General features: G+C 38.6%; 30 protein-coding genes. 11 read left to right on the top strand and 19 right to left on the bottom strand.

The features are described 5' to 3' along the window. The first annotated feature begins 39 nt into the window (after positions 1-39). The 4 genes from J1G40_RS02060 to J1G40_RS02045 all read left to right on the top strand — a co-directional run bounded on the left by J1G40_RS02060 (position 40) and on the right by J1G40_RS02045 (position 2,646). On the top strand, positions 40-309 hold the full coding sequence (locus J1G40_RS02060) for a DUF3098 domain-containing protein (protein WP_265240613.1): 270 nt from the start codon (positions 40-42) through the stop codon (positions 307-309). Further along, positions 310-1,104 (top strand): undecaprenyl-diphosphate phosphatase, encoded by a 795-nt coding sequence (locus J1G40_RS02055; RefSeq protein ID WP_265240612.1) that lies wholly within the window; start codon positions 310-312, stop codon positions 1,102-1,104. It abuts the gene before it with no gap. A gap of 32 nt (positions 1,105-1,136) precedes the next feature. Then, positions 1,137-1,850: a tRNA pseudouridine(55) synthase TruB gene (truB, locus tag J1G40_RS02050; RefSeq protein ID WP_265240611.1), complete on the top strand. Its 714-nt coding sequence runs from the start codon at positions 1,137-1,139 to the stop codon at positions 1,848-1,850. A gap of 70 nt (positions 1,851-1,920) precedes the next feature. Beyond that, positions 1,921-2,646, top strand: a complete 726-nt coding sequence (locus tag J1G40_RS02045) for a hypothetical protein (protein WP_265240610.1) — start codon at positions 1,921-1,923, stop codon at positions 2,644-2,646. Here the strand turns inward: J1G40_RS02045 and J1G40_RS02040 are convergent. The 5 genes from J1G40_RS02040 to J1G40_RS02020 form a co-directional block, all read right to left on the bottom strand. Next, positions 2,605-3,252: a thioredoxin family protein gene (locus J1G40_RS02040; RefSeq protein ID WP_265240609.1), complete on the bottom strand. Its 648-nt coding sequence runs from the start codon at positions 3,250-3,252 to the stop codon at positions 2,605-2,607. The genes J1G40_RS02045 and J1G40_RS02040 overlap by 42 nt on opposite strands. A 97-nt stretch (positions 3,253-3,349) precedes the next feature. Further along, entirely contained in the window at positions 3,350-4,753 is a 1,404-nt protein-coding gene (locus J1G40_RS02035) for a TolC family protein (RefSeq protein ID WP_265240608.1), read from the bottom strand. Continuing rightward, on the bottom strand, positions 4,750-6,108 hold the full coding sequence (locus tag J1G40_RS02030) for an HlyD family secretion protein (RefSeq protein WP_265240607.1): 1,359 nt from the start codon (positions 6,106-6,108) through the stop codon (positions 4,750-4,752). The genes J1G40_RS02035 and J1G40_RS02030 overlap by 4 nt, the downstream gene beginning before the upstream one ends. A 5-nt stretch (positions 6,109-6,113) precedes the next feature. After that, complete coding sequence (locus J1G40_RS02025; protein WP_265240606.1) at positions 6,114-7,781, bottom strand: peptidase domain-containing ABC transporter; 1,668 nt, start codon at positions 7,779-7,781, stop codon at positions 6,114-6,116. Next, positions 7,774-8,460, bottom strand: coding sequence for a TetR/AcrR family transcriptional regulator (locus J1G40_RS02020; RefSeq protein WP_265240605.1), 687 nt, complete (start codon positions 8,458-8,460; stop codon positions 7,774-7,776). The genes J1G40_RS02025 and J1G40_RS02020 overlap by 8 nt, the downstream gene beginning before the upstream one ends. A 154-nt stretch (positions 8,461-8,614) precedes the next feature. On the opposite strand from J1G40_RS02020, the gene J1G40_RS02015 reads away from it, so the two are divergent. From J1G40_RS02015 to J1G40_RS02005, 3 genes are all read left to right on the top strand, one after another. Then, complete coding sequence (locus J1G40_RS02015) at positions 8,615-8,977, top strand: hypothetical protein (RefSeq protein WP_265240604.1); 363 nt, start codon at positions 8,615-8,617, stop codon at positions 8,975-8,977. A 108-nt stretch (positions 8,978-9,085) separates the two neighbouring features. Next, complete coding sequence (locus tag J1G40_RS02010) at positions 9,086-9,646, top strand: DNA-3-methyladenine glycosylase I (protein WP_265240603.1); 561 nt, start codon at positions 9,086-9,088, stop codon at positions 9,644-9,646. Between the two features lie 34 nt (positions 9,647-9,680). Beyond that, on the top strand, positions 9,681-10,256 hold the full coding sequence (locus J1G40_RS02005; RefSeq protein WP_265240602.1) for a hypothetical protein: 576 nt from the start codon (positions 9,681-9,683) through the stop codon (positions 10,254-10,256). Here the strand turns inward: J1G40_RS02005 and aat are convergent, their stop codons facing one another. The 4 genes from aat to J1G40_RS01985 form a co-directional block, all read right to left on the bottom strand. Then, positions 10,257-10,913 (bottom strand): leucyl/phenylalanyl-tRNA--protein transferase, encoded by a 657-nt coding sequence (gene aat, locus J1G40_RS02000; protein ID WP_265240601.1) that lies wholly within the window; start codon positions 10,911-10,913, stop codon positions 10,257-10,259. Positions 10,914-11,010: 97 nt separating this feature from the next. Next, the gene (locus J1G40_RS01995; RefSeq protein WP_265240600.1) at positions 11,011-11,388 is read right to left on the bottom strand and encodes a DUF3127 domain-containing protein; all 378 of its coding nucleotides are present in this window, start codon (positions 11,386-11,388) and stop codon (positions 11,011-11,013) included. A gap of 38 nt (positions 11,389-11,426) precedes the next feature. Further along, positions 11,427-12,233, bottom strand: a complete 807-nt coding sequence (locus tag J1G40_RS01990; protein WP_265240599.1) for a hypothetical protein — start codon at positions 12,231-12,233, stop codon at positions 11,427-11,429. Between the two features lie 2 nt (positions 12,234-12,235). Beyond that, on the bottom strand, positions 12,236-13,129 hold the full coding sequence (locus tag J1G40_RS01985; RefSeq protein ID WP_265240598.1) for a flavin reductase family protein: 894 nt from the start codon (positions 13,127-13,129) through the stop codon (positions 12,236-12,238). Positions 13,130-13,238: 109 nt separating this feature from the next. On the opposite strand from J1G40_RS01985, the gene J1G40_RS01980 reads away from it, so the two are divergent. Then, positions 13,239-14,387, top strand: a complete 1,149-nt coding sequence (locus J1G40_RS01980) for a sensor histidine kinase (RefSeq protein ID WP_265240597.1) — start codon at positions 13,239-13,241, stop codon at positions 14,385-14,387. Positions 14,388-14,395: 8 nt separating this feature from the next. After that, positions 14,396-14,752 carry a hypothetical protein gene (locus J1G40_RS01975; protein WP_265240596.1) on the top strand — a complete coding sequence of 119 codons (357 nt, stop codon included), beginning with the start codon at positions 14,396-14,398 and terminating at the stop codon, positions 14,750-14,752. Here J1G40_RS01975 and J1G40_RS01970 read toward each other — a convergent pair. Beyond that, the gene (locus J1G40_RS01970; protein ID WP_265240595.1) at positions 14,742-15,131 is read right to left on the bottom strand and encodes an HIT family protein; all 390 of its coding nucleotides are present in this window, start codon (positions 15,129-15,131) and stop codon (positions 14,742-14,744) included. The two genes, J1G40_RS01975 and J1G40_RS01970, sit on opposite strands and share 11 nt — an antisense overlap. Before the next feature lie 12 nt (positions 15,132-15,143). After that, on the bottom strand, positions 15,144-15,620 hold the full coding sequence (greA, locus tag J1G40_RS01965) for a transcription elongation factor GreA (RefSeq protein WP_265240594.1): 477 nt from the start codon (positions 15,618-15,620) through the stop codon (positions 15,144-15,146). Between the two features lie 186 nt (positions 15,621-15,806). Between greA and J1G40_RS01960 the strand changes: the two genes are divergently transcribed. Then, positions 15,807-16,244 carry a hypothetical protein gene (locus tag J1G40_RS01960; RefSeq protein ID WP_265240593.1) on the top strand — a complete coding sequence of 146 codons (438 nt, stop codon included), beginning with the start codon at positions 15,807-15,809 and terminating at the stop codon, positions 16,242-16,244. On the opposite strand, the gene J1G40_RS01955 is transcribed toward J1G40_RS01960, so the two are convergent. The 7 genes from J1G40_RS01955 to J1G40_RS01925 form a co-directional block, all read right to left on the bottom strand. Next, positions 16,241-16,654 (bottom strand): hypothetical protein, encoded by a 414-nt coding sequence (locus tag J1G40_RS01955; RefSeq protein WP_265240592.1) that lies wholly within the window; start codon positions 16,652-16,654, stop codon positions 16,241-16,243. The two genes, J1G40_RS01960 and J1G40_RS01955, sit on opposite strands and share 4 nt — an antisense overlap. Positions 16,655-16,746: 92 nt before the next feature. Next, positions 16,747-18,996, bottom strand: a complete 2,250-nt coding sequence (locus J1G40_RS01950) for a TonB-dependent receptor (RefSeq protein WP_265240591.1) — start codon at positions 18,994-18,996, stop codon at positions 16,747-16,749. Between the two features lie 932 nt (positions 18,997-19,928). Continuing rightward, positions 19,929-21,473 (bottom strand): DUF4301 family protein, encoded by a 1,545-nt coding sequence (locus tag J1G40_RS01945; protein ID WP_265240590.1) that lies wholly within the window; start codon positions 21,471-21,473, stop codon positions 19,929-19,931. Then, positions 21,470-22,033 carry an ATP-binding protein gene (locus J1G40_RS01940; protein ID WP_265240589.1) on the bottom strand — a complete coding sequence of 188 codons (564 nt, stop codon included), beginning with the start codon at positions 22,031-22,033 and terminating at the stop codon, positions 21,470-21,472. The genes J1G40_RS01945 and J1G40_RS01940 overlap by 4 nt, the downstream gene beginning before the upstream one ends. Then, a complete protein-coding gene (pnuC, locus tag J1G40_RS01935; RefSeq protein ID WP_265240588.1) occupies positions 21,988-22,626 on the bottom strand; it encodes a nicotinamide riboside transporter PnuC in 639 nt (212 codons plus the stop codon). Before pnuC ends, J1G40_RS01940 begins: the two co-directional genes overlap by 46 nt. Continuing rightward, positions 22,610-22,870 carry a hypothetical protein gene (locus J1G40_RS01930; RefSeq protein WP_265240587.1) on the bottom strand — a complete coding sequence of 87 codons (261 nt, stop codon included), beginning with the start codon at positions 22,868-22,870 and terminating at the stop codon, positions 22,610-22,612. Before J1G40_RS01930 ends, pnuC begins: the two co-directional genes overlap by 17 nt. Positions 22,871-22,940: 70 nt before the next feature. Beyond that, on the bottom strand, positions 22,941-23,582 hold the full coding sequence (locus J1G40_RS01925) for a 4'-phosphopantetheinyl transferase family protein (protein ID WP_265240586.1): 642 nt from the start codon (positions 23,580-23,582) through the stop codon (positions 22,941-22,943). A gap of 85 nt (positions 23,583-23,667) precedes the next feature. Between J1G40_RS01925 and ahcY the strand changes: the two genes are divergently transcribed. After that, positions 23,668-24,984 (top strand): adenosylhomocysteinase, encoded by a 1,317-nt coding sequence (gene ahcY / locus J1G40_RS01920; RefSeq protein ID WP_265240585.1) that lies wholly within the window; start codon positions 23,668-23,670, stop codon positions 24,982-24,984. A 105-nt stretch (positions 24,985-25,089) separates the two neighbouring features. On the opposite strand, the gene J1G40_RS01915 is transcribed toward ahcY, so the two are convergent. After that, positions 25,090-25,620, bottom strand: coding sequence for a lipid-binding SYLF domain-containing protein (locus J1G40_RS01915; protein ID WP_265240584.1), 531 nt, complete (start codon positions 25,618-25,620; stop codon positions 25,090-25,092). Positions 25,621-25,703: the final 83 nt, after the last annotated feature.

Genomic DNA, 25,703 nt, shown 5'->3' with positions numbered 1-25,703 from the left:
AATCCCTTTAAAGTAAATTAGCTTCATTAAATTTGCAACATGAGTAAAAAACAAAAACAGTCGCACAACCAGCAACCAAAATCTGAATTCATATTTCAGAAAAGAAATTATATGTGGATGTTTATCGGGTTGGGCTGTATGGCTCTGGGCTTTATACTTATGAGTGGAGGAGGTAGTGATGATCCCAATATATTTAATCCGGATATCTACAGTTTTCGAAGAATACGTCTTGCTCCGACTTTGGTTTTAATTGGCCTTGGAATAGAGATATATGCCATATTATTGAATCCTCATAAGAAGAAAAAATAATTGGAAGTATTAGATGCCATCCTGTTGGGTATAATTCAGGGGTTAACGGAATTTCTTCCGGTTTCTTCCAGTGGTCATTTGGAACTGGGAAAGGCGATATTAGGCGATAATTCTATCCCAGAAGATAGCCTAATATTTACTGTTGTACTTCATTTCGCTACGGCACTGAGCACCATTGTAGTCTTTAGAAAGGACGTATGGGAAATTTTTCATGGGCTGTTTCAATTCAAATGGAATAAAGAAACCAGATTTTCCCTTCAAATTATAGTATCAATGATACCTGCTGCCCTGGTTGGTCTATTTTACGAAGAACAACTCGAATCCTTTTTCGGTGGCAATATCAGGTTTGTTGGTTTTATGCTCATCGTTACTGCCATGTTGCTCTATTTTGCAGACAAGGCCAAGGATACAGACAAAACAGTATCTAACGGAAGGGCTCTAATCATAGGGATTTCGCAGGCTATGGCTATGCTTCCCGGAATTTCAAGGAGTGGAGCTACAATTTCCACTTCTGTTATATTAGGGGTCGACAAAACCAGAGCAGCAAGATTTTCCTTTCTAATGGTTGTACCCCTCATTATAGGTAAAATTGGTAAAGATATTTTCAGTGGAGAGCTAAATCTCCAGGGCGAACAAACTGTGGCCTTAGGCGCAGGTTTTATTGCGGCATTCTTTGCCGGCCTCCTGGCATGTACCTGGATGATACGATTGGTAAAAAATAGTAAGCTTAGTTATTTTGCTATCTATTGCCTTATTGTTGGAGGTATTGCAATTGGGTACAGTTTTTGGAGTTAGCTATTGAACACCAATGGATAAATAGATTAAATATGGATCTGCTGACAAAAGATGATTTTCTAAATGGTCAGTTGGTTTTGATAGACAAACCCCTGGGCTGGTCATCCTTTCAGGCCGTCAATGCCGTCAGGTGGGCAATCCGTAGAAAATTTGATCTTAAAAAAATAAAAGTAGGGCATGCCGGCACTCTGGATCCCCTGGCTACAGGCTTATTGCTAATCTGTACGGGTAAGTTTACAAAAAGCATCCATGAATTACAGGGCAAGCCAAAAGAGTATACTGGCGAGATAACCCTTGGCGCTACCACTCCTTCATATGATCTGGAAACAGAAGTAGATCAGGAATATCCAACAGATCATATTACCGAGGAGCAGGTCAGGGATGCTGCAAAGGGTTTTATTGGAATAATAGAACAAAAACCTCCTGTTTTCTCCGCACTAAAAAAAGACGGTAAAAGACTCTATGAATACGCCCGTGAAGGAAAAAAAGTAACCATAAAATCGCGCTCTGTTGAAATATCTGAATTTGAGATTACTAGTGTAGTGATGCCTCATGTTGAGTTTAGAGTGGTTTGCAGTAAAGGGACCTATATAAGGTCATTAGCACACGATTTTGGAAAATCCCTGGAGTCCGGAGGTCATTTATCCGAGCTGAGAAGAACCAAAATAGGGGATTACAACGTAAATAAAGCGCTGACCCCTAAGATTTTTCAGGAACTATTGCTGTCAAAACACCCAAACGCCTGATTTTGTTAGTCTTATCACGTCGGATGAACTAATATTTGTAATATATTTATAAAATTTGGGTTATAAGAGTATGAATTTAAATCGAAAGCAACTTTCTTTTTTAATAACAGTTTTCTCTTTATCTATAATGGTATTGTCCCTTTACAATATACATCTTGGATCAGAGGAAAAGGAAGAGTATGTTATTGAAATGAGCCTGGCCGATGAAGATTTAGAAAAACTGCTGGAAGAAGAAGAAAAGCTACTCGAGGAAATGGCCAAAGCCGACCCGATTAAGAGCCATATGGCATATAATGAAACTGCCAAACCAAGTATTGGTAACCCTGAACCCCTTAAGACTTTAGAAGAACTAATGGCTGAAAAACAGCTTCTGGAGCATCAGGATCCGTCCGATCTTTTAAACGCGGATGAAGGTTTTGCTGAAAGTTTAAAAGAGTTAGAAAAAAGACGCGAAGAAAAAAAACAATTATTAGGCGAAAAGGAAGCCAAGAAAAAAGAATTTACCAATAATCTGGCCAAGAGAAAGACATCTGTCTCTTATTCTCTGGTAGACCGCCATAGTTATGTGCTACCTCCGCCAATTTACACCTGTATTGAAGGGGGTAAAGTAGTCATAAATATTATTGTGGATGCCAATGGTAATGTGGTGGAAGCTGATTTTAATGCCAAAAGTTCGGGAACTTCTAATGGTTGTCTTGTTGATAATGCAATCACCTATGCTTTAAAGGCTCGTTTTAACTCATCTTCAAGGAGCTCACAGAAGGGCACTATCACTTACATCTTCCAGAGCAAGTAAACGCATCAGATCTGCTAAGGTATTATCTCCTTTATCTTTATTGTACCAAAGCTGAAGATCTTGCTTAAACTCTGGACTAAGTTTACCGTGTTGTTTCCTGTAATCACTGGCCATTTGTGTTGCCTTTGAAGGTCTGGGTCCCCAGTTTCCGAGTACTTCAAGCGTATTAGCATCGAGCATGATTAATTTAGGAATAGACATGGCTCCATTTGTCAGGAAGAGATCCATGAGCTCCAAATTTTCATCCCTGAAAAGTACTTTGAAATCAATGTTCTTATTGAGCTCAGCAACTTTTGCCATCACCGGCATGGTTGGCGCAGCATCTCCACACCAACTTTCTGTAAGCACCAGCCAATAAACAGGTCTGTCCCATTTTTTTATATATTCGGCTTCTTCCTGAGGAACTCTAAAAGTCTTATCCCACCTTTTGAATCTGCGACTATTGAGTTGCGTATAATTTATAAGAGCATCTGTTTGCTCCGGCCCACTGGTGCTCCCCCTTGCTGCAAATTCGTCTACCAGGTCTCGAAATTGGGAATATGTTACAGCCTTCTTCAGGCTTTCTGAAACTATATATTTAATTGAGTCTACAGTAGCTATTTTCATTGTTATTTCTTAATGCTAGGGTAAAAAAGCCCATAAATTAATTACTGTTCGGAGCGGATTGGTAGTAAAAAGACCCATAACCTTACATAATTCCTATTTAGAGATTTTGCGGATTTACAGACAGGCTCCTAAACAATGTTGCCTTGGTAGCCAGGTATTTATTCTGAATTTCATTAAGTTTTAAATTAGCGTCTATTAACTTACTCTCTCTGGTATTGATAAGAAAAAGTGAGCTTTCTCCAAAACTAAATTTTCGCTCTTCGGCCCCAAGCATGGTTGTATAATCTGCTACAATATTTGCTATCAATTGATTTTGGGTTTCATAGGAATTCAACTCCATATATATCGCTCGGACCTTGTTTCGAATTTCTAATTGGATATTATCATATTCTAGTTCTGCATCTCTTAATTTAAACTTTGCTAATTTCAGATCGCCTCGTTCCTTGCGCAAGAACAGTGGAAATCTGAAATTTACACCCCCTTTATAATCATTGGTGTCAAAAGAATTTATGATCTCCGGCTGTGTGGTTAGAAAATTGTATTCCAAATCGATAACCGGGAGTAGTTTATTAGCTTTTAAGCTTTTGTCAACTGCCAGACTTTCTATCTTAAATCCCTGAGACCTTAGTTTGGGGTGGTTCTCTACGGTAAAGCTATCGAGGGGTTTATCATTTATTTCCAAGGAAATATCGACTTCTCCATCCAGCCGAATATTTGGAATAACATTGTCCTGTAATTCTACAGGAATGTTGGCGTCTAACCATAAAAAATTTGAGAGTTCAAGTCTCCTCTTCACCAACGCCACCCGTGCTTGCTCTAAGCCAAGCTTCCTACTATTCATCGCTATTTTGGCCTCAACCGTATCTATATTGGCCAGATCTCCAACTTCTGCACTCCGTTTTATACCAACAAACCTTGATTTGGCGTTTACAAAGAAATTTTGATACACACGCTGATCATTGTAAGCCCTAAGCCAGTTAAAATAAGCCAATGATGCCTTATATAAGATATGATTAACTTCAAGGTCCCTGTCTGCTTTAGTTCTTTCCCTTAATAATTTGGCTTGTTTCAAGGTAGCCATCCTCTCATTGATCCAAAATCCATTGCCCAGAGAAACAGACACTCCTGCACTATACAAGCCGTCGGTTGGCAAAATCTCATCAGGGTTTAGAAAATCGCCCTGGTTCTGTTCAAAATTTCCTTTTAGTTCTATCCCATACCATGTTGGCACCTTAAAAGTGGCATTAAAGCGATCGTAATATTCCGTTCCTTTGAATTTCTTTCTATCATAGTCTACCTCTATTTTAGGATCAAAACCACCACGGGCCTTCATCAGATTGGCCTGCCCGATATCAATTTGGAGTTGGGCTTGCCTCGCTATTGGGTGGAATTTCTTTACATAGCCTAAATACTCCCGGAAAGATAGCACAACACTGTCTTGTTGCTGCGCTTTTACGGGGATTGTTACTAGCAGTAAAAGAAGGATTAAAATTCTGCTCATCCCTTTTTATTTTCCTTTACGGTTAATTGGTTGTCGGGCAGATAATAGTTTGGGGGAAACCCATTTAGTTGCCGCCACAATTCGAACCAAATTGGCACATCATCCAATAGGGCCAGGGTCATTGCACCAGATCCTACCCGTATTTCCTTTGGCCATGGATGATCTTGCGGGTCAGGAGCCAAGAGCACCCTATATTTTCCATTGTCACTTATAAAGGTTTCCATCGCCACTACTTCCCCGCCATAAGTTCCATAGGATATATTGGGCCATCCGCTAAATACGATAACCGGCCAGCCATCAAACTGTATTCTAACTTTCTCTCCAATATGTATTAGAGGAAGGTCTATTGGGCTGACAAAAGTTTCCACTGCCATTTCATAATCGGAGGGCATTATACCCACCAACTCTTCTCCTTCCTTAAAAGTCTCTCCTACGCCGGCTCGTAATGCCTTATTGATAAAGCCGCTTTGAGGGGCGCGAATATAATAGAGGTCTCTTCGCATTTCATAATTGGTGTAATCATTCCTGAGTTTGGTCACTTGAGCTTCTGAATCAAACTGACTAGACTGTGCCGTAAACATTTCACTCCTTGCCTTAGAAATCTTATCCGTATATTCCGCTTTAACCCTATTGATCTCTACCTCGGCATTAATAACATTATTTCTTGTGGCTAATAATTTATTTTTCTGGGAGATCAATTTAGCCTGAGTTTCCTGAAGTTTAAGACGCTTTTCTTCAACATCTGTCAAAGCCTTAAGTCCTTCTTTCTGTAACTGAGTAATTCGATTGAACTGACGTTTAGCAATCTCAATATTGGTTTTAGCCGCCTCCAGATCAATACTATCGCTCTTCACTTTGAGCCCAGCCTGCATCAGCTTATTGTTTGCTTGCTCTAATTTTAATTGCCGCTCGCGAGATAATGCTGCAATCTGATTATTTAATGCCCCAACCTTGCCTTCATAAGAAGATACTGCCCTAGTTTTTGCGTCAATTTGTTCACCTGTTCTTTGCACCAGGGCCGGGTCAAAATATTCATTCTTAACCTCAGAAATATGAATTATAGTGTCCCCTTTGTTTACAAAATCCCCCTCGCTGACGTACCATTTTTCAATTCTTCCGGGAATTGGAGATTGAATTGTCTGGGGTCTTTGATCTGGTTTTAATGTGGTAAGACTTCCCTTACCGGAAACTGTCTGTGTCCAGGGAAGAAATAATACGAGAACGGCAATACCTGCAAAAGCCAACAGAAATCTATTGAAATGCTTGTAATGTCTTAAGTGGAAAACCTTTTTTCCCGACTTATAGCCGGTGAGGTCCACACTTTTATGAAGTCTGTTCGGAGATATATTTAACATGATTATTAACTTTCGTTTACAATTTTACCCTCTTCCATGGTTATAATTCTTGTACAACCTTTTTTCCAAGCATCATTTTGGCTGACTACAATCAATGCCCAGGGGTTAGATCTGTCTGTTAAAAATTCCATGATCTCGTTGTACTCATTTGAGTCGAACTGATCTAACGGATCTTTGAGAATGAGTAATTTAGGTTTCCTTACCAGGCTTCTTGCCAGCACAATTTTCTTTGAAATTACATAAGGAATTTGTTTCCCTTCAGGATACAAAGTGGTTTTTAAACCATAGGGTTGTTCCTTAACAAAACTGGTAAGTTTTACCTTTTCCAGAGCCCAGTACACCTGCTGATCTGTTATGTTTTTGTCGCCGAAGGTGATGTTCTCTAAAATGCTGCCTTCGAAAGGCGATTCTTCGGTTAATGACTGTCCCATTTGGGCTCTATAGTGATTGAGATTTAAAGATTTCAGGGAAACATTATTTACAAAAATATTACCGGAATCTGGTTCAATGATGCCAGTGATAAGTCTTAAGAGGGTAGATTTTCCAGAGCCTGTGCTACCATCCAATAATATAGCACAACTAGGGGTAATCTTCATGGAAATATTATCCACGATTGGTTGTGTTCTTCCGGGAACAGAGTAAGTCACGTTTTTAAGTTCCACATCAAAACCTTCTTCTAGTTTAATGGGCGTTTCCCCTTCCTGTGGCTCTAACTCCTTATCTACAACCTGTCCAAGTTTCTCCAAAGAGGTAAGCAGGTCATAAAATGTTTCAAGACCCAAAATGAGCTTCTCTACTGAAGTTATGACAAGTAAAATTATAATCTCAGCAGCTACAAACTGTCCTATATTCATTTCCTGGTTCAAGACCAAAAGACCACCAATCAAGAGCAATCCCAGGGTCACCAGGACCTTAAAACCTATCATTTGGATAAATTGTAATACGAGAATCTTGAAATGACTTTCTCTGGAATTTAGATAATCTGTTATCAAAACATCGTTCTTATCCATTGCCAGACTTGTTTTGCCCGACAGCTTAAAACTTACCACAGACCTGGCTACCTCTTGTATCCAATGGGCCACTTTGTATTTGCTTTGCGACTCCTCCAAACTGGTTTCCAGGCCCCTTTGGGCAGTAAACTTAAATACAAGATAGATGAGTATTAATAGTAAAAATCCGTAGATTATAAAGAAGGGGTGATAGAAAGAAAGTAGAACAAGGCCAAAAACGATTTGCAGTAGGGCGGCAGGAAAATCAACCAAAATTTTGGAAAGTCCTTTTTGCACTGTCAAAGTATCAAAAAATCTATTGGCCAGTTCTGGTGGATAAAAATTCCTGAGCTCCTTCATTTTTATTTTTGGAAAACGGTAAGCAAACTCAAAGGAAGATCTGGTAAAGATTTTTTGCTGAATATTTTCAATAATCCTGATTTGCATCAATTGCAATATTCCACCAAATGCTACCCCTAATGTAACAAGCACCACAAGGACGATCCAGGACGTACTTATTTGGGCCCCTTGAATAAGATTAATAATCGCCTGAATTCCCAAAGGGAGAGAGAGGTTAACCAAGCCGGCAAAAACGGCATAGTAAAAAACCTGGAGTACGTCTCTTTTATCAAGCTTAAGAAGTCCTAAAAGCCGCTGCCAGGCGGTCATTATTGTTTTAGCCATTATCGCCGGTATTAAGTGAGTTAAAAACTAAATGAGTAAGATATTGGGTAGGGCTGATATGTTGATCACAATCTGTCAAAGACGGAAAATGCTCTTTTAGGAAATACTGATGTAAAGACCCCTCCAATACCGTACTCGACAGGCTATGAGGATATGGGTAATCAGGGTCGACCGCTATGATCATTTCTACCATTCTGATTATCAGTCTTTTGTAAATTTCAAAATATCCTTCTTTATTCTCTTCATCAACTTCTTTGGTCAGATAAGATTTAGAGTATTCATTAATTACAATTTCATTTAGCATTACTTCATTTATGTGGGAAAATGAAGCATCTAAGGAAACTGTTTGCGTTAAAACCTTAATGGCAGATTTTAGTTTCTCCTGTGAATCGGAGATACTATTAGTGGTAAATACCAACTGATATTCTAGCCAACCCCAATACCAGGATGTTAAATAGAGCAATAATTTGTGTTTATTTTCAAAATAACGGTATACCGAACTTTCGTTGGAACCTATTTTGGCACCTACTTTTTTAAAAGTAAAATGCTCGAACCCCAATTCATGTATCATCATGATACTATTTTCGATAATTCTTTTACCCAGATCTGACGACTCAGGATCTTTTACAAAGGTCTTTTCATTTACACCGATCTTTATGTTTTGTAGTAGATGTTTCATATCATAGGTTTCTATATCGAGGACAAATATAATAGTATTACTATCATATTCTAATTGTTTAACTTTTATTTAACGAGAGTATTGCTAATATAATTTTGTTTTTTACTATTATTTTATCTTATTTAATCAGATTGATCCCTAAATTGAAAATGATATGAGAAATGCACTAATTTTTTTTATCGCTGTTTTGATTGTACAATTTGCTGAAGCTCAAAATGTTACCGAGAAAGATGTGGTGGGTAAGATCCTTATTATCAAGGCACCTAAAGGCCACTCTTTTAATCACCTTAATTTTCCGAGACTAAATTTCATAATCAAAAAAAGAGGAATTGCGAATTACAAGAGCGTTTATGACAACCGGGTAAAAATTACGGCATCAGAACAATTGGAAGATGGCAATACCAGAGTTTACTTAAAAAGAACCAACGGCAGGAAATTCTTTAATTATCTTCCTGAGGTAGCTGCAAATCTGGAACTGGCATTACAAAGTGGAGAGTTGGTTCTGTATGAGCCTTAGACAAATGGGACGTCATCCAAAGCACCGTGATATGTCTTACTTTTATCCCTGTAGGATATCCTCACCTTTAGAAAATATTGCCATATCTTTAGGGTATAATCCTGTTTTATGAAACAAAAATGCGGCTGGTGCCTTGGCAATGACCTCTATGAGGCCTATCATGACCTGGAGTGGGGAGTTCCGGTAAGGGATGATGCTACCTTATTTGAATTTTTGATTCTTGAAACTTTCCAGGCAGGCCTTAGCTGGCTTACTATTCTTAAAAAGCGCGAAAATTTCAGACTTGCCTTTGATAATTTTAACTACAAAAAGATCGCCAATTACGACCAATCAAAAATTGACCTCCTTTTGCAAGATGCCGGCATCATCCGGAACAAGCTGAAAATTAAGGCTACTATTTCCAATGCTGTAGCTTTTATGAAGGTGCAGGAAGAATTTGGGAGTTTTAGCACATATATCTGGGGTTTTGTAGATGGGAAACCAATTAAGAATAAATTAAAAAATTATATGGAAGGACCATCCACCACGGCACTTTCTGATAGCCTGAGTAAAGATTTAAAACGGCGCGGCTTCAAATTTGTCGGGAGTACGGTGGTCTATGCCCATATGCAGGCAACCGGGATGGTCAACGACCATGAGACAAGTTGTTTTCGATATCATCAGGTGTAGTAAGTTGTTGCGTATAATATCAATTAAAATGGATGTGAAACTCAAATTATTTATACCCTTGTTTGCCATTGGCTGTTTTTGCTTTTCACAAGATGGGTTTGAAGGCGAACATAGAATTAAAAAATCACAATTTCCCGCATTAAAAGATCCGCAACTAATCCCCGATGAAGGAATAAAACAGTTGCGCTTCTACAAGGAAACAGAGAACGCCGAGTCTCAATACAGATTAAAGTTTAAACAGAACAGATTGCATTATTATATGAACTTTAATCATGATGGTGTTCTTTTAAATCTTGGCTTTAGAGTTAAAACTATTGATATTCCATCAGACACCCACACAAATATTGGTTCCTATTTCAACGAGCATTTTGAACAATCCAAAATAAGACGGATGTATCAGGAATACCAAGTAAAAAAAACAGCCGGCGCGAGAGAAGTCGTTAAGAATGCCTTTCAGAACCTCTTACTGCCAGATATTCAATATCTAATTATTATAAGGGGTAAAAAAGAAGGTGATTGGAATAGTTATAAGGCCAATTTTAATGCCGATGGAAAGTTGATTAGCATTAGGCGCGCATTGCCTCCAAATTATGACCACATACTGTACTAGTTAGTTTTTAAGGATTTCAATAAATTCCTTTCGTGAAATATCTTCGGCACCCAAACTCTCTAAATGAGGAGTATACATCTGACAATCTATAAGCTTGTAATTCTTTTCCTCCAATTCCCTTGCAAGATGAATGAATGCAAACTTAGAGGCATTGCTTTTAAGGCTAAACATACTTTCCCCGCAAAATACATGACCCAAATCTATCCCGTACAATCCTCCAACCAATTCCCCCTCTTCCCAAACCTCATATGATTTTGCCAAACCCTTTTCGTGTAATGTAAGATATGCGGCTTTCATAGTTTGGGTAATCCAGGTACCCTGCTGTCCCTTTCTAGCTACCGTTGAGCAATGCTCCAAAACTTCTTTAAAGCAGGTATTCTGACTCAACTGGAATTTATCCGATTTCAGAATCTTATTCATGGTCCTGGAAACTTTTATTTTATTTGGAAACAGCACCATTCTTGGATCTGGACTCCACCATAAAATCAGGGAGTCTTCGTTAAACCATGGAAATATACCTTCACTATAAGCTAATTTTAGCCGTTCCGGACTAAGATCACCACCAACCGCCAGTAATCCTTCAGCATTGGCATTTTCCACCGGTGGAAATATCAGGGTTTGAGTAAGAAATGCTATGTTGGTTTCTTTTCCTTTCAATCTTTAGACATTAGTGTAATACATTTTGGTCCTCAAAATAAAAAACCCGTCCTATTAATAGCATAAGACGGGTTGATTTTTACTTCGATCAATATTTCTAAAATGGCAGATCATCATGATCCTCTTCTTTCAGATTATCTGCAGGTTCAAAAGCCTCCATTGGAGGTACCGGTGGCATCCCTTCCGGGCTGGCATCGCTCTGTATGCTTTCAATACGCCATCCCTGAATAGAATTAAAATACTTCACCTCACCCTGCGGATTGGTCCATTCTCTGCCGCGGATGTTAATACTGATTTTTACCTGCTGTCCAACGCTATAACTATTTAATAAATCGGTCTTATCCTGTACAAACTCAACCAAAATATGCTGGGGGTATTGTTCTTCCGTGGTAAGCACCACTTCTCTTTTCCTAAAACCATTATTCCCGAAGGTTTTGGTTTCATCTATCTTCTTTATTGTTCCTTGAATTTCCATTGTTTTATTTAATTAGTGCAAATTATTAATTATATCTCTTACTTGGGCAATCCCATTACATAAATCCCTTGCTTTTTACTATTTTTTTTTGCGTATCCTTTGGTCCAGACATAATTCTGGGGATTAAGCTCACTCAGGAGTATCTCCATATCTTTCAGGGAATAGATTCTGGGCAATGACGCCTGGCCATCCCAGGCATAGCAGACCGGAATTATGGGTATTAAATAGGTAAACACCAGTTGTTGCCAGGTCAGAGGTTTTACAAATGGTGTCATAAAAAGCACCATGATCATCAGTATAATCAGGCTAACAGGCAATAAAAACCACCATAGCAAAACAGGGAGTTTATTGTCTCCCAATTCATAAATCAACAGGGGTTGCTTATGCTCTTGTGCTGATGCCAAAATTTTCCTGGCTTTATCTGGCGGCATATGGTGAAAACTATTCACCATTGTTTTAAGACCTTCTGGTGCTGAGGAAAAGTTGGTAGCGTCTACCGAGCTCGGGTCATATGAGATACTATCATCCTTGTTTTCATTAAACTTCTTCAATATGCTGGCGTTCGGATATAAGTCGGTCATAACCAGCCTAACTTCATTAAGCTCGGAATCTTCCTTTAATATCTGAAGTACATCGGGCATTACGCCCCCGGAACCGGATCCTAAATCTGTTATCTGAGAAATCCCCTGATTTTTAAGTACATTGGCAATAAGCTTAGCGAGTACTTCGCTGGTTCCCAGCATACGCTGTAATAAAACAATAAGATTCGTCATACAGGTTCTTAACCAATCGGGAAACCAGTTAAAATCTTCAAATTCGAATAATTGTATCCTTTTCAGCTCCATGCTTACCTGGTAATTCTATCTGCTAACAGCGCTTTCCAGGCTTCCAGGACCTTATTGTCTTCCAATAATCCCTGAGCATATTTGTGTAGCTGTTTCTGATCATCAGCGCTTAAAAGCCTTCTTATTTCCACATGCTCATCCAGAAACTTAAGAACCTCTTCTTTGGAAGGTGTTTTTTCAATATTGCCAAGCATCCCAAGATCATTGCCCGTTAACACATTACTTTTTCTAATATCTTCGGGAATCTGGTCTACACCAATCCCTAATGAAGAGAGTGGTTTAGGCACTTCAAATAATCCTGTATTTGCACGTGTATACCAGTTGCCGCCCATACGGGCTACCTGATCTATTTTATATTGGTCTATGGCACCATTTTCATCCAGAATACTTTCTTTTATATGTATTTTTACGACCTCAGAAAACACCAGATTCCCTGCGCCTCCATCTTTGCCAAGCGCCTCAACCTTTGTTACTTTACATTCAAATTGAACCGGAGATTCAGCCACTCTAAAGGGTTTAACTAAATCTGATTTCTGCATAGTAAGGCCGGCCTTTTTAAATTCGTTCACTTCTGTGCCATATTCCGTACTGGATAATGACATTTGCTGAACCATGTCATAATCCACAATATTTATCACTACCTCAGGTGTTTGCAGAACGTTTTCCAGGGTATGTTTTATAGTATTATCTCTTACTCGCCTCGCAGGCGAAAAAATAAGTATTGGAGGGTTGGCGCTGAATACATTAAAAAAGCTAAATGGGGATAAATTGGGAATTCCCGATGCATTCATTGTACTGGCAAATGCAATTGGTCTTGGGCCTACCGCACCTAATAAATATCCGTGTAATTTGCTAATTGCAAGTTCGGAAGGTAGCAGCGAAATTGTAGTATCCATAGTGCAGCAAAGGTACATAAATTGCACCCTAATTAAAACAGCAATCGAGCATGGATATACAACATTTTATATCAAATTAAGTTATCTTTAAAGAACATTAAACAGCAGGATGAATTTTAATCCTAAAAGAAAAACTTCCAACGTATTTTTATTGATAGCATCCTTTGTTATCGTGAGCCTTATACTATGGAATACAAATAGTTTTTTTAGAAAATTCAAGGAAGAAGAGCGCTATAAAATGGAGATTTGGGCCACTGCCCAATCAGAATTTCTTTCTATGCCTGCAGATGCCGATCCGGGTAACCTTACTCTTAGGGTCTTTCAAAATAATACTTCCACTCCCATGATTTTAGTCAATAGGGACGGTACAATGAAAACCAATAACATTCCTCCGGAATTAGCTAAAGATACCGTATACCTGCTCCGAAAAATGGAACAGTTCAAAAATGAAAATAATCCCATAATGATGGACGATAAAGGGGAACATCTGGCTACTTTGTATTACGGTAACTCTGAGGTCCTGAACAAGCTTAAATATTACCCGATAGCGTTGCTTCTGATTATTTTTCTTTTTGGCGCGGTGATATTTTTCTTTTTTAAAACCAATAAGGCCTCTGAACAGAATAAACTATGGGCGGGCATGGCCAAGGAAACTGCACATCAGATAGGCACTCCACTTACCTCTCTACTCGGGTGGAACGAAATTTTAAAGACAGAGGATATCAATCCTGACATTACTAAAGAAATAGAGAAAGATATTGGCCGGTTACAAACCATAACAGAAAGGTTTTCAAAAATTGGTTCCCTTCCCAAATTACAGGAATCGGACATTGTTAAAGAAACCAGAGATGCCTATGATTATTTAAAACTAAGGAGCTCCAAACTTATTCATTTCTCTTTTACTTCCAGGGTTGAAAAACTCCCTGTGTTACTAAACAGTTCTCTCTATAACTGGACCATTGAAAATTTAGTTAAAAATGGTATTGATGCAATGAAAGGTAAAGGACACATTGCTATAGAAATAATTCCTGAGGGTAAGTATGTAAACGTTCTGGTTTCTGATACGGGCCATGGTATGCCCAAAAGCGAATTCAATACCATATTTAATCCTGGGGTGACTACAAAAAAAAGAGGTTGGGGATTAGGGCTATCTTTGGTTAAAAGAATTGTAGAAGAATATCACCAAGGCAAAATCAAAGTACTGAGCTCAGGGAAAGAAGGTACTATTATGCAAATATCTCTAAAAGTTAATACATAATTCAGGCTATGTCGAAAGAAGAATTAGTAGTTATTCAGGAGTCCGATCTGACCAATAATTGCCCGGAATGTTTTAACCAGGAATTGAGACTTAGGTTCTATCAAAAGCACAAGCATAATAAATTCTTCCATAAGATTACATCTGAAGTGAACCATGAACTAAAATGTAAAACCTGTGAGTCTATTATTTATCCTGTAAAATGGGATAACAACATAGAGAACGCCTTTAATTACTATCAGAAAACGGTGAAAGCAGACAGAAGCACAATAAAATTCAATGCGCTGTTTTATATCCTGGTGATTATCCTATTACTGATAATAGGAGCCGGTATATATTTTATTATTATGGGTATCCCTATAACTTAGTTCTGATACTGTTTGCAACAGCTTCAAATTCCTCAGAGGTAAGGGATACTTTTTGCTGAAAAGTTGCATTGGCCATACTATTCAAAGGGATAAGATGCACATGTACATGAGGTACTTCCAGGCCAATTACGGTTAATCCAACTCGTTTGCATTCAACTGCAGCTTCAATAGCCTTAGCTATTTTTCGTGAAAACGCCATTAATCCCATATAGGTGGTCTCATCCAGATCGGTAAGTTTATCCACTTCTTTTTTAGGAATACAAAGGGTATGACCAATGGCATTTGGATTGATATCTAAAAAAGCAAAGAAATCCTTATCCTCTGCAATTTTGTAACAGGGAATTTCCCCCGCGATTATCTTAGTGAAGATACTTGCCATTGTAAATAGTAATTATTCTCTGGTTATTTCAAGAATATCGAACTTTATAGTACCATTGGGTACTGTAATCTCCGCAACATCTCCTACTTCTTTTCCCAGAAGTCCTTTCCCAATAGGCGAGGTAACCGAGATCTTTCCTGATTTTAAATCTGCCTCACTCTCCGCAACCAGAGTATACTTCATCTCCATCCCGTTTTGCTGGTTTTTTAGCTTAACAGTAGACAATACCAATACTTTAGAAGTATCTAACTGGGATTCATCAATAAGTCTGGCATTTGCCAAAACTTCTTCCATTTTGGATATCTTAAGTTCCAATAATCCCTGAGCTTCCTTGGCGGCATCGTATTCGGCATTCTCGGATAAATCACCTTTATCCCTTGCTTCGGCAATGGCCTGTGAGGCCTTTGGCCTTTCCACATCTTTGAGCTGGTTTAGCTCTTCTCTTAAGTTTTTTAATCCTTCAGCAGTGTAGTAAGATACGTTGCTCATAACTTCATCGTTTAATTAATAACGTTTAAATTAAATTGCATGCAATTTAATTTATTGATTTTTCACGTTATAAAAGGGAAAATCCTCTAGGACTCCTATGGCTATAGGTTTTTTAAAGAGGATTTAACGCAAAGATACAGATTTTTTGCTCAATTTTGTGGAAGATTTCTTAAATACCCCCTTATTATGCGCGCCTTAAGGCTACTTATTTTGATGACATTAATTCTCGGTTGTAGCAACGATCGGGGAACTCGCAACCCATATTTACAGGAAGTAGGTTTCAGATTTGATATCAACCTGAATTTGCCGCTGTATAGTCCACTTACGAACCCTGGCAATACCATATATATAGGTACACAGGGAGTTGGCACCAGGGGTGTTTTTGTCATCAACACCGGGTTTAATGTTTTCCGGGCTTTTGAGGCAAGTTGCCCCAATCATGCACCAAATTCTTGTTCTACAATGGAATTAGACAGCCAAATTGCGGTATGTTCATGCGAGGACTTTGAATATAGCTTATTTACAGGTCAGCAGCTTAACAGGCCTGACGATGGTAACCGCTACTACGATATGTTAGAATACCGGGCTACCCAAAGCGGCAATACGGTGTTCATTTCTAACTAGTCAAAAGGAAGTAGGTCTGGCTCCAAATAACTTTTTTTAGCCCGCTGCGAACTAAATATGTCTACTGAATAGTGCTGGCCTAAAAGGGTTTTAAAATTATCTTTTAGTCTGGGAAATTCTTGAATAAAATCAACAAAGTTACTCGACTCAGATTTCAGGCTGAAATGATAAACGGCCCTAATAGCCGCTATGGTAACCGTTGTATTGTACTTGTCCTTAGCACCTATATTTTCTACAAAACATTTTAGTTGATCGCAGATATTCTCAATTGCCTGTTCTTTCCCATATTTCTTAATATGAATCCAGGCCAGTCTTAAATGCGCTTCATGCGAAAAAAGGGAGGGATGTAAAGAACCATCCTTAAATGAACGTTCAAAAGCGGCATCGGATAACTGTAGGTGGTTTTTCATTTGATTAAATGTAAAACAAAAAATAGAAATAGATTTTGCCTACTTCTTGCTATTCCCCAATTTTAGACAAGCTGCATCAATCAATCAGTAAGCTAGAAATTTAAAGTAGCGCCAATTAATATATTAATCCCCGCCTGGGGATAGTACCCTGCACCTTCGATAGTAGTAATTGTCCCTGGGTTGGAAAAATCATCATCATAGGTAAAGAAGTAGCCGTTTGAGACATATTTCTTATCAAAAATATTGTTTACCAATCCGGATAATACGATACTTTTCATAAAAGTATTGGTGGTAATTTCATATTGAATATTAAAATCTGTTTGGGAATATGCTTCCAGTATGGAGCTTGCCGCATCAATATTTCCCATATACTGCTTTCCTACATATTTTGAAAGCACGGAAAATTCCAGCTTCTCTTTAGGGCTGTACGCAATTCTGTTTCCCAGTATAATTCCCGGAGAAAAAGCAATGTTAGTATTTCCGAGTTCCAATAATTCCCCATCTCTTTGGAATACAAAATCCACATTTTTATTGGTGCTTAAAGCCAGATTAGGCTGCCAGGTGAAATTTCCCATCTTTAAACTTGCATCGAGTTCCAATCCCAACCGATAACTATCCCCAACATTTGCACGTAAGGGGGCGCCTACATCATTGAGTTCCCCGGTGAGCACCAATTGATCCTTGTATTTCATGAAATAGGTATTGGCACTTAGCTGAAATGACGGGGATAAAAACCGCCACCCTAACTCAAAATCATTTAGTTTTTCTGGTTTAGGGTTGCCATTTTCATAGTCGTTCCTGTTGGGTTCCCTGTTCGCCACTGCATAGGAGAAATAAAAATTATTTCTGGGATTGGGGTTATAACTTACGCCAGTTTTTGGATTAAAGAAATTAAAAGTATCATCTACTAAACCGGTATCTTGTCCATTGGCCTTATAGGAAACGGTTCTTAGCTGCAAATCTCCAAAAAGATGCCATTTATTGTCTAATCTGTAATTCACCTTAGTAAAGAGATTAAAATCGGTTTTCTTAGAGTCATCATCATAGTACCTTTCCCGAATACTACTATTTCCAGCATATCTGGCCCAAATGACCTCACCAAAATGCGTTCCGTCATACACATTGTATCCACCTCCGAGGATGAGGTCGAGGATTTTTGAATTGTGGTTCGCAGAAAAGACAGTTCCGTAGAAATCATTGTCGAGCCAACGACGTCTAATAAGGTCTGTGGTATTAATCTCATTTCCATCTACAGATATTGGGGCAAAACCGTAGGTTTCGAAGGTATCGTCTTCTCGGAACTGTTCAAAGTATCCTCTCCCTCGCGTATAATGAACGGCAAGGTTTGTTCTCCATGTGGCTGAAATTTCCTCACTCCAGTGCAACTGCGCATGGTCTTGCTTGTAATTGTCTACTTCGTTATCGTAGAATTGTGTGTTGCCATCTTCATCTGTAAATATGCCTGCAGGATTAAAAGTCCTGTTGGTAGCCAGGGTTGAGGCATCAATACCAAACCAGGACTGGTAAGTGATCTCATGACCTCCAAAAAGCAATCCTTTTAAGAGTGTTTTCTTATTACTGAAAGTTCCTTGCAGAAAATATGATTCCAATTCAGATCTGGCGCGGTCAATATAGCCATCAGAAGTAATTCTGGACAGTCTTCCTGCAATTTCAAAGTTGTCATTAAGTTGACCTGTACTGAACTTTAAATTATTTCTCATGGTTTTATAGCTTCCTAGGGAAGAAGAAATTTGGGCGTAGGGATCTTTAGAAGTTTTATCTGTCAGGATATTTAAACTGGCCCCAAAAGCCCCTGCTCCATTTGTTGATGTGCCAACTCCGCGTTGCAACTGCAAACTTTCTGTAGAAGAGGCAAAGTCTGGCATGTTTACCCAGAAAGTGCCATGAGATTCCGAATCATTATAGGGAATTCCATTAATGGTAACATTTACTCTTGTTGCATCACTTCCACGAACTCTTATCCCGGTGTATCCAACTCCGGCGCCGGCATCTGAAGTGGTGACAACCGCTGGTAGAAAATTCAATAATACAGGAATGTCTTGCCCCAGATTTCTTGGTGCTATCTGTTCCTTGTTAATGTTAGAGAAGGTTACTGGCGAATTTTTAGTTACTCTAACTGCAGCCACCAATACCTCGTCAAGTACAATCTCCTTCCCAATCAGTGTGTCTGTCTGCTGTTCTTGCGATCTTAAACCATCAATGAATAAAAGAAGGCATATGGTAGCCAAAAATAATCTTGTGGGAGATGTAACACAATGGACCCATGTATTCGATTTAGCTCTGAAATATTCTAATTTCGATGATAGACAGAAGATATTCATCCGTAATAATTTTACGAATAAAAGGGGTAATTATTCCTGGTTTTACTATGATTTTTGTTCTCTTACGAACAAAGGAAAATCCTTTCAGCGATCCACGCATTCCTTGGCAGCATTACCTGCCCAGGTTCATTGGGTATAATCTCAGCCCTTAAAAGTTTTGAATTTTAGATTGGTTCCAATCTGATTTCAATACCTAAAAGCACCCCTTTGAGATGTAGCAAATATACATCCGCGTTTTTATTTATCATAGTAAACCCCTTCAAATAATTATCCCTGGTTTGCCATATGGTGGTATTACCTCTAAAAATAAAAAGGAACGGAGACCTATTGTGGCTCCGTTCCGACCAAACCAACTTGATACCAAGAAGTGAATCAAGCTATTTTATTGGTTAATTTAAATGTTATATAAAAGTCCCGACACCGATAAGAACCGGAAATCGGGACTTTAAAAAAAACCAACAACCAAAAAACCTAAATTACCTGTTTCAACAATTACAAACAGAATAAGATCATCGCTAAATCCTCTTCCATTACCTTGTAACTTGAACGGGGGAAATTAATCGTCATAGCTTTTTTGGAATCTTTGTTGGTTCCGGATAATACGTGGTTAGTGATTGTGACGAATTATCCTTATTCTTATTAGCTTTTTCGTTCTTCGATTCGATTTTTTGTTCTACACTAATGCCAGATGACTTTGCTCTGGGCAATGATACTGCCAAAATGCAAAATGCCGGACATGTAAGAGCATATGCTGCAGAAATCATTAAGTGTCTCATTGCTTGTGATAATTTGCGATTCTATTTATTTAGACACTTCTTTTTTGAAAAAGTCACATTAAAATAAAAATACCCCAGATGAGGATCATCTACGGCATTCTAAAAACACGCTTAATTAAAGCTGTTTATCAACAAATAGTAATAAAGATTACTAAACTATTTTGAAATTTGGTGAGTAGGCTTTAGCAAGTCATTCACTGTTTTAACCGGATTAAATGTAAAGGAAGGCACCTCAACAAATATAGTATTCCAATAGGCCATTGCCCCATTCCACAACCCTGGTAATTCCAGTGCTTTCAATACTTCACCATCTTTGGTCTTAGAAGTGATAAAGCCCTGCTTTTCGTCAACAAAATTCAGAAGATTATATTTTTCTCCTTTGTAATTTTTTACGCTACAAACCAGATCGACTGGGTTAAAATGCGTGGAATTCTTAAAAATTCTCTGTTGCACTTCATCTGTCAAATCTACCTGGGCCGATTCAATAATTTGAAGGGAAATATGATCATGTATATCTCTTATCCAAAATGGGCCCCCTCCCGGATCCCCTTCATTTATTACCATACCGCATACGCGAATAGGTCTGTTAACTTTGTCCTTATAAACTGCAAGTTGCTGATCTATACTAAAACCGAAGAAATTTTCTGAGAAGCGCACGTTAAGTTCATTTTCAAGGAAAGATTTTAAGGCTCCCAGTTGATCCGGATCTATATTATTATCATCTAACAATCTGGCATAATAGAACGCTTTTTCCCGAATCTTTAGTAGCAATCCGGCCAGCACTTTTTTGCTATTGGAAATGGCTTCTAAATATTCCGGAACAATTACATTATCAATGTTCTTAATGAAAATGATGTCGGCGTCCTGTTCATTCAAATTTTCTATCAACGCTCCATGCCCTCCCGGCCTGAACAGTATAGTGCCATCTTTATTTCTAAAAGGTTGGTTATCTAAAGTTACCGCAATGGTATCTGTTGAAGGTTTTTGGAAAGAGTAGTCTATTTCGAATGTGCTTTTGGTTTCGGTTTCAACCCTGTTTTTGATCCTATCATACTCCCCTTTAAACATTTCCTCATGCTGGGGTGATATAGTAAAATGCAATCGTGCATTGGCAGCTACGGCTGCATATTTTGCGCCTTCCTTTAAATGTTCTTCAAATGGGGTGCTTACGTACTCTCCGTAGTTGTGAAAAGGCAAAAGGCCTTTAGGGTAAAACCCATAATTCAGTCCCCCTTCCGAGAGTAATTCTTTAACGAATAAATGGTGTCCTTCTTCCGCAGAGTCAGCTTTACCCTGTATCCTATCATTCACAATTCCGGCAAAGGGCAGCAAACTTTGATCCGCAAAAAAGATTTCAATGGCGTTGTCCCCTGTCCTTTCAACATAATTATCAAGTGTTTCCTGCTTGGGATCAAAACTTTCCAGAAAATTGAATAGCGACTTAAACATCCTGGAAGCTGCGCCGGAAGCAGGTATAAATTTTAGTACATCTATGTCATTAACCGCCTTCTCAAAGTACTGAATAAGAGCTTTATTCTCTTCCTCGGTAAACTTTAAAATGCCGGAGGAAACCACCGCCTCCTTTTCCAGGCAGATCATTGCGATCCCTTCTTCAAAAGTGGTAATTTGTTTTAGGACCTTCTCTTCGGATATCCCCGCTTCGGCAAACTGCTGTTGGTCTTTATCTGTAAATTGGATCATATGGCCATTGTCTTATTTATAGCTTCTATCGCCATTGCTAAACGGGTTTTTTTATCTCCTTTTAAGATAATAAAATTCCGATTGTATTTTACCAGAGAATTTTTAAAATATTGGAACATTCTTTCCCGTTCTCCGGGTTTGTCTCTTAAATCATCTTTTTCCCAGGGCACGTCTATGTAGGTAAGTAAATATAAGTCATACCAATTTTTCAAGGCATATTTCTCCAGAAGGGGATCGCAATAGCCAAGGTAGTAAGCTTCTGAATATACCATAGTTTCCAAAAGATCCGTATCACATACCAACAACCTGGTGGCCTTTTTAGCAAGTGCATTTTCAAGCTTCATTTGACCTTTGGCAATGGGTAGTAAATCATCTGGTTCACAGGTTTTTCTTTCATTGTTCCACTTATCCTGCAAATATTCCCGTGCATATTCCGGCACCCAAACTGTATTGTAATGTCTGGCCAATTGTTCTGATAAAGTGGTTTTGCCGGTAGATTCAGGTCCAAACAAAACTACTTTAATGACATCTGCGGGGTCTTGTTCAAATGCTTTCTCCATGCAAAATATCCAAAGATTGCTATTATTGTAAATATCAGATATTGAAGACTCGTAAAGGTAAGTCCCTTATAAAAATACAAAGGAACAGATATTATATCGCCAATTATCCAATATATCCAATTCTCTATTTTCCTTTTAGCCATTAGCCACATTCCCACAAAAAAGATTGCAGTCGTAAGTGTATCTACATAGGCCGTCCAACTCGTCCATTTATCGAATGTGAAATAAACAATATATACAAATATCAAAGTAGCAATAAAGATGAATAGGGAAATCTTTTTTTCTTTTAGAGTTGTAACAGATATAGGGGTGTAATTTTCATTGTCTACCTTCCGTGTCCATACATACCAGCCATAAACGCTGACAATAAAATAATATCCATTAATCATCATATCACCAAGGAGGCCCCATTGAAAAAGCAGGTATACAAAAATTGCCGTACTTATCATCCCTGTAGGGTATACCAGTATATGATTCTGTTTGGCGAACCAAACAGATAATAATCCAAATACAACGGCAATAATCTCTAATACCGTATGATGTGTTTCGTAGTCGTTATACTGACCAAATAAAAAATCAAAAATGGGGCTCATAATCGCTGCGATCAGTTTTAACTATTTTCATAAACAACAGTCCGTTATCCATACTCTCCAAGGCTGTTTTGATCTCTGTCTGAAGTAAGGGCATCAGGGAATCATAGTCGCCATAAATCTGTGTGCTTAAGGGGTTTTCCAAGACAGTATGGCCAGAATCTCGCAGTCTTTCAATAAAATTAATAATCGGTGCCTCGAAATGCTCTTGTAATGGACTAAGCGTCAATTCTACTGAAATTTTCATAATTATAGATTAAGTATGGTCATCTTTAAATAGTAAAGTTGAGATTAGTACTACTAGTAAATAGTGTTTGTTATGTTTCATCTTTTCTTATAGCATATACACAGCTAAAGCCCTCAAAATCTACGAACGAAATGGTATAGTTTGAAACTTTCCCCAGGTACAGTATTTCCCCCGTGGTGCTGGAATCTGATATTGAAAAGTCTTTGATATTTATATGGTGCAAAAAACTGAGCCCATGAGTCGCATAAATTTTGTAAAGTGATTCTTTTGCCCCCCAAACCATGGTAAGTTTCCGTATTAGAGCATCGACATTCGCAATAGTCCTGTACTCATTAATTGGGGTGAATTTATGTGCTATCCGCAATATTTTTTCACGTTGTTTTTCTATATCGATACCCACTTCTTTCTCAGTGCTGACAATTAGTCCTGTATATTGATGCGAGTGTGAAATTGAAACAAAATTTCCGTCGTGTAAATGCGGTTTTCCTGCCTTGTCATAAAAAAGATCTCTATCGACATAACCCGGGATTTTCATCAAATGACGTATACTCAAAAATGCCCGTCGGTGTATTTCGGACTTCATGCATTTTATCCGTGACAGACTATTGGTCTCTAATACCAAATCTTTGGATAATTCTGCCTCGGACTCCGTGACATGCCATATATAGGCTTTTATGCCCGGCTGAACTGTTATAGTTTTGTAAAGAGGCATGCGGTTATTTATGTTATCATTACCTTTGCAAATGAATTTATCTCAGGTATACTGCGATAAAACGAAAGTAAAATAAAAAATATATATGAGCACCAAAACTACAACTTATGTCCCCTATAAAGTCAAGGATATCACTTTGGCTGCATGGGGTAGAAAGGAAATAGATCTTGCCGAAGCAGAGATGCCGGGACTAATGTCTTTAAGGGAGGAATTTGGAAAGGAACAACCTTTGAAAGGAGCCCGGATTGCCGGCTGCCTTCATATGACCATTCAGACGGCGGTATTAATTGAAACGCTAATAGCTCTTGGGGCGGAAGTTACCTGGAGTTCTTGCAACATTTTCTCCACTCAGGATCATGCAGCTGCGGCAATCGCAGCAGCCGGTATTCCGGTATACGCATGGAAAGGAATGAATGAAGAGGAATTTGATTGGTGCATAGAGCAAACGCTATTTTTCGGAGAAGACCGAAAACCATTAAATATGATTCTCGACGACGGCGGTGATCTTACTAATATGGTATTGGATCATTATCCGGAATTTGCCAAGGGCATTAAAGGCCTGTCCGAGGAAACTACTACCGGAGTACACCGCCTTTATGACAGGGTGAAAAATGGCACCCTGCCAATGCCGGCTATTAACGTCAACGATTCGGTTACCAAATCCAAATTCGACAATAAATATGGTTGTAGAGAGAGTGCGGTAGACGCTATCCGAAGGGCTACGGATACTATGCTTGCTGGCAAGAAAGTTGTAGTAGCAGGCTATGGTGATGTAGGAAAAGGAACTGCCGCTTCGTTCAGAGGAGCAGGTGCTATAGTAACCATCACCGAAATAGACCCAATTTGCGCACTCCAGGCCTGTATGGATGGTTTCGAAGTTAAAAAACTGGAATCGGTAATTGAGAATGCAGATATTGTAATTACTTCAACTGGGAATAAGGATATTATTCGCCCGGAGCATTTCCTGGCAATGAGAGACAAGGCTATTGTATGTAATATTGGACATTTTGATAATGAAATAGATATGGCCTGGTTGAACGACAATTACGGAGACACCAAAGATGAGATTAAGCCCCAGGTAGATAAATATCATCTCAACGGAAAAGATATCATTGTATTAGCAGAAGGAAGACTGGTTAATTTGGGCTGTGCCACAGGGCATCCGAGTTTTGTGATGAGTAATTCATTTACCAACCAGACCCTGGCGCAAATAGAACTTTGGAAGTATAGTGATAAGTATGAAAACAAGGTATACATGTTGCCCAAACACCTGGACGAAAAAGTGGCTAAATTACACCTTTCCAGACTAGGCGCAGAGCTAACGGATCTTAAGAAAGATCAGGCAGACTATATTGGTGTACCGGTTAATGGTCCTTTTAAACCAGACTATTACAGGTATTAATTTGCCTATCTGATCTATTTATAACTAAAAAATCCTGTTCAAATTAGAACAGGATTTTTTAGTTATATAGTCATCAATTAAAACTCGTAAAGCATTGGGTTTGCCTTAGAATGGATCATAACCAAATTTTTGACCGCCAACAGAAGCGTCAGCCATTAGTCCTGCCTTAGGCAGCGCAAAAACCGCTACCCCATCTTTATATTTTGCATTTACTGCTATCCCGGATTTAAGTGCCACTGCAGATGCCTCAGCAGCGAAAGCAAACTTCCCTTCCATAAACCTGTTCAGGTCTACTTTAGTCTCAAAGAAAATAACTTCAATAATAGATTGCCCGCCTGCTTGGAGTCCCACGTTCAACTTTTTGAGATTTGCCATTCCTACGGCATTTCCCTTTTCGTAAACTACCCCGTTGCCTGATGCACCTCCAATGATAAATCCTCCTTTACCAACATTAGGGAAAATTACATAGCCTGCGGAATTATCAAAAAATGATTGCAGACTGGAACTGGTTTTAAGAAGTTCTTTCTTGGCTTTTCTGGCATCAGCCATTATTTTTTTATCCTTTTTGGACTGCGAATGAACTGTAAATGAAACTAATAAAAGTAGTATTGTTGTTATTGATTGAAGTGCTCTCATAAATATTTCTTTTTGCCTATACAAGGTAATGATTTTCCGGATAAACAGATGACTTTAATAAGTGCATTCCCGGATATTTCTAT

The organism is Muriicola sp. Z0-33, assembly GCF_026126425.1.
GTDB lineage: Bacteria > Bacteroidota > Bacteroidia > Flavobacteriales > Flavobacteriaceae > JAFMPW01.
Note: the sequence above shows the minus strand (reverse complement) of the source record. Positions and strands in the feature narration are given on the sequence as shown.